The organism is Sulfuricaulis sp., assembly GCF_049587675.1.
Taxonomy (GTDB): Bacteria; Pseudomonadota; Gammaproteobacteria; order Acidiferrobacterales; family Sulfurifustaceae; genus Sulfuricaulis.
The window spans coordinates 1-3923 of sequence record NZ_JBAVEJ010000205.1; the positions used below are offsets into that span (position 1 = coordinate 1).

A 3923-nucleotide genomic window follows, 5' to 3' on the forward strand; every position below is an offset into this window, starting at 1 on the left:
CCAGTCGCTCTGGCGGGCGGGGGGTTTTCCGTAATGTTTCGGGCGCATCGGCTTGGCGGCGTCAAAGCGTGGTTGGAACGAATTCTACCCGATCTGCGTCATATCCTTGTAATGATTGTCAGTGAAGAGACTGCCGGCCTTTCCAGGAACGATGAGTGGACCAGAAACCATCGGCCCCCACGGGAAGAGGCGGTACCGGAGTTTGGCCATTCGCGGGAAGCCATGCACAATCATCAGCCAAGGGGCACAGACATGAAGCGGGTGCATGCGACATCCATGACAGCACTGGTTCTGGGGGGATTCCTGGGGCTGATGGGCATGACGGTATCGGTGGCGGAAAAGGCTGAATTTCGCGGCGCCGGCCAGTTCGTGATTCCCGGCTGGTTCAAGCACTCGTTTCTCGATCTGCCGGAGGACGTTGTCGAAGCATCACGGGAAGGCAAGCGCTTGCTGCTCTACTTCGGTCAGGACGGCTGTCCGTACTGCGCCGCGCTGTTCAACACCAATTTCAGTCAGTCGCACATCGTGGATTACACTCGCCGACACTTCGATGCGATTGAATTCAATATCTGGGGAAACCGGGAGGTGACCGACTTTGCCGGCCGCAAGCTGTCAGAGAAAGAGTTCGCTGCGAATCTGCAGGTGTGGTTCACGCCGACAATTCTGCTGATCGGTGAAAAGGGCGAGACGGTGTTGCGCATCAACGGTTATTACCCGCCGCACCAGTTTCTCGCGGCGCTGCAATACGTGGCGGAAAAACAGGAAGATCAATTAACGTTCCGTGCATACCTTGCCAAGCTTGCCCCGCCACCGGCGAAAGGCGCCCTGCATCCGGAACCGTTTTTTGCCAAGCCACCTCACGACTTGAGCAAGATGACGTCGGGGAATCCGCTTGCTGTGTTTTTTGAGCAGAAGGATTGCGCTGGCTGTGACTGGATGCACAGTGAGATGCTGGCCGATCCAGACACGCTGGAACAGATAAGACGCTTTCATGTGATCCAGCTGGACCGCTGGAGCGACACGCCGGTGGTGACGCCAGAGGGGCGCCGGACCACGGCGCGTCAATGGGCGGACGAACTCAATATCGTGTACCTGCCGAACGTAGTGATGTTCGATGCCGGGAAGGAGGTGATCCGGATCGAGGCCTTCATGAAAGGTTTTCATGTCCAGTCGGTGCTGGACTATGTCGCCTCGGGGGCTTACAAAAGGCAGCCGAGCCTGCAGCGTTTTATCCGCGAGCGTGCCGATGCCATGCGCGAGCGGGGCGTGGTGGTGGATATCTGGAAATAATTGATCCTGCTACGCACCCACGGGCGGGATGAATCCCTCCCCGCAGTTTCAGCGCTTGCCCAGGGACGTAAAAACCAGCGTCAGCCCCAGTGCGACGAAGCCGATGAAAAAAATAAGCGTCCAGGCCGGCATGCTGAGATCGAGAAAAGTCCAGGTGACTTTGGCGCAATCGCCGGTGCCTTCCAGCACCAGCTTCAGGGTTTTTGCGAGCGGAAAGTTTTCCAGCATGTAGTTGAATTCGTAGCTGCAGCCGGGCTGCTGGTCAAACGGCAGATGCTGGATCCACACGTGTCGGCCGGCGATGCCGGCCCCGGCCGCGGCAGCGAATACGGTGAGTGTACCGTAGAGACGCCGGCCCCACTTGCCGGGATTGTGCAGTCCGCCGGCCAGCAGGATCAGTCCCAAGCCGATGACGGCCAGCCGCTGCAGGATGCACAACGGGCAGGGCTCCAGATGGTCGACGTATTGAAAATAAAGCGCTGCCGCCATCAGGCCGGCGCAGATCGCGACACCGCCCAGAAAAATCACGCGTTGCGACATGTTGTTATATCAGCGTTACTCGTTGCCCGGAACAATATTAACGATCATGCCGTCGATCATCCACCGTTTCAACAGCCCCGCCGCATGCAACGCGACGTTCTGGGCGTCGATCCATTCGACTAAACCTTCGCAAATCGACGCGAACGGTTCGTACGCACGCGCGGCATCCATTGCCCAGGCCTCGTCCACGGACAGCGAGCGGAAAAAAATCTTGAGATCCTGGCGCCAGACCAGCCACGGCTCCGGCCATTCACCGGCTCTGGGTTCCTCGGGCGCCTGATCTTCCTTGATCGCCTTCCAGATGGCCGGAACATTCCAGCGCAGGTCCAGGCGGTGCACGGAAGCATGTAACGCCAGTCGCATCTCCGGCCAGGCCTCCGGAGGAATGGACGCCATGGCATCGAGGCCCACGATGGAACTGTCCGGGGCATCGAAGGCCTCCGACATGTCCCATTCCAGCGCCGCCATTTCAGCCAGATAAGGCTGGTCGCGGTACGTTTCGGCCGATGCCAGGTAGTCAGACAGACGATCGCCGAAGTAGCGGATGGAAAAGTGCGTGGAGGGATGGATTTCGAGATACGCCAACCCGAGCTGTTCAAATTCGTCGTCTCCCATCCAGGCATGCAGGACCGGATAGTTGCTGTCGAGCGCTTCGATCAGTCGCAGGCGATAGGCGTCGTAATAAATGGCCAGGCGCCTGGGCGCGCTGACTTTCGCGCTGCCAACCACGCGGTCCAGCATGCGTTCGTCGCCGCGCAGCAAAAACGACTTGAAATCGGCCTGCAGGCTTTTAAGCGGGCTCATGCCAAGGCAGTCGCCATCGCGGACAGGCGCGCGGGGGATCCCGCGATCCGGCGGGCGCGGTCGAGTTCGGCGATCAGTTCGGCCAGCGGCGGGATGTTGTCGTCACGCTCAATCATGGTCGAGACGCGCCCGAAACGGTGCACCGCCTGTGCGTAAAGCTCCCACACCGGATCGATCACCGGCTCGTCATGGGTGTCGACGATATAATCGCCGTGGTTGCGGTGTCCGGCGAGATGAAACTGCCACACCCGCTCGACCGGGATAGCGTCGAGGTAGGTGCGCGGGTCGAAGTCGTGATTGAAGCTGCTGACGTAGATATTGTTGATATCGAGCAGGATCCGGCAGTCGGCCCGTTCGACGATCTCGCGCAGGAATTCCCATTCGGTCATATCCGATTCCGGGTAGGTAACGTAGCTCGAAACATTCTCGAGCAGTATCCGGCGGCCCAGAAAATCCTGCACCTCGCTGAGGCGCGCGACCACATGGTTGATCGCCTCTTCGGTGTAGGGCAGGGGCAGCAGGTCGTGGGCGTTGATGCCGCCCACGCCCGTCCAGCACAGGTGATCGGACAGCCACGCGGGTTCGATCCGGTCGGCCAGCGCCTTGAGCTGACGGAGATATTCCCGGTCGAGCGGATCATGCGATCCGATGGAGAGCGATACGCCGTGCATCACCAGCGGGTAACGCGCGCGGATGCGTTCGAGATAGTGAATCGGCTTGCCGCCGGGGACCAGATAATTTTCGGAAATGATTTCGAACCAATCCACCGCCGGGGATTCGTTCAAAATGGTTTCGTAATGCGCGGGACGCAGCCCCAGGCCAAAACCGAGGTAAGGGCGTTCAGTGTGCGGAGCTGTGTTCGGCATCGTCGGGAAGAAAAAGCCGGGCGCATTTTACCGCGCCCGGCGTATTCGGCTTGAGAGACGTGGAGAGCGTTACTTCTTTTGCGTGTCCTTCATTTTGGTCTTGGCCGCGTCGCATTCAGCTTTGGACATGTACGTCCAGCCCTTGCCCTTGCAGCTGTTCTGTCCCTTGCAGGCGTTGTGGGCGGTCTGGCAGGCCGACTGGCCCTTGCAGGAATTCACGCCGTCGCAATGAACCTTGGCTTCGCCCATGTCCGCGGCCATGACCGGGGCGATGCCCGCGGTGGCGAACAGTCCGGCGGCGGCGGTGGCCAGGGCAAGGCCGGTGAGTTTCTTGGCAGTCATCATGATCATTGTCTCCGTTGTTTCGTTTAATGATGGTTTAGTTTAGTTACGTCCGGAAAATCCAAATAAAGGGCCTCAGTA

At 59.4% G+C, this 3923-nt stretch carries 5 protein-coding genes; 1 reads left to right on the forward strand and 4 read right to left on the reverse strand.

Annotated elements, in window-relative coordinates; all coding sequences use genetic code 11:
- Positions 1-252 precede the first annotated feature (252 nt).
- On the forward strand, positions 253-1290 hold the full coding sequence (locus tag WB402_RS10735; RefSeq protein WP_424207708.1) for a thioredoxin family protein: 1038 nt from the start codon (positions 253-255) through the stop codon (positions 1288-1290).
- 48 nt (positions 1291-1338) lie between these two features.
- On the opposite strand, the gene WB402_RS10740 is transcribed toward WB402_RS10735, so the two are convergent.
- From WB402_RS10740 to WB402_RS10755, 4 genes are all read right to left on the reverse strand, one after another.
- Positions 1339-1830 carry a disulfide bond formation protein B gene (locus WB402_RS10740; protein WP_424207710.1) on the reverse strand — a complete coding sequence of 164 codons (492 nt, stop codon included), beginning with the start codon at positions 1828-1830 and terminating at the stop codon, positions 1339-1341.
- 15 nt (positions 1831-1845) lie between these two features.
- On the reverse strand, positions 1846-2634 hold the full coding sequence (locus tag WB402_RS10745; RefSeq protein WP_424207712.1) for a DNA-binding domain-containing protein: 789 nt from the start codon (positions 2632-2634) through the stop codon (positions 1846-1848).
- Positions 2631-3500 (reverse strand): DUF692 domain-containing protein, encoded by an 870-nt coding sequence (locus tag WB402_RS10750; protein ID WP_424207714.1) that lies wholly within the window; start codon positions 3498-3500, stop codon positions 2631-2633. The genes WB402_RS10745 and WB402_RS10750 overlap by 4 nt, the downstream gene beginning before the upstream one ends.
- Positions 3501-3569: 69 nt before the next feature.
- Complete coding sequence (locus tag WB402_RS10755; RefSeq protein ID WP_424207716.1) at positions 3570-3842, reverse strand: hypothetical protein; 273 nt, start codon at positions 3840-3842, stop codon at positions 3570-3572.
- Positions 3843-3923 lie beyond the last annotated feature (81 nt).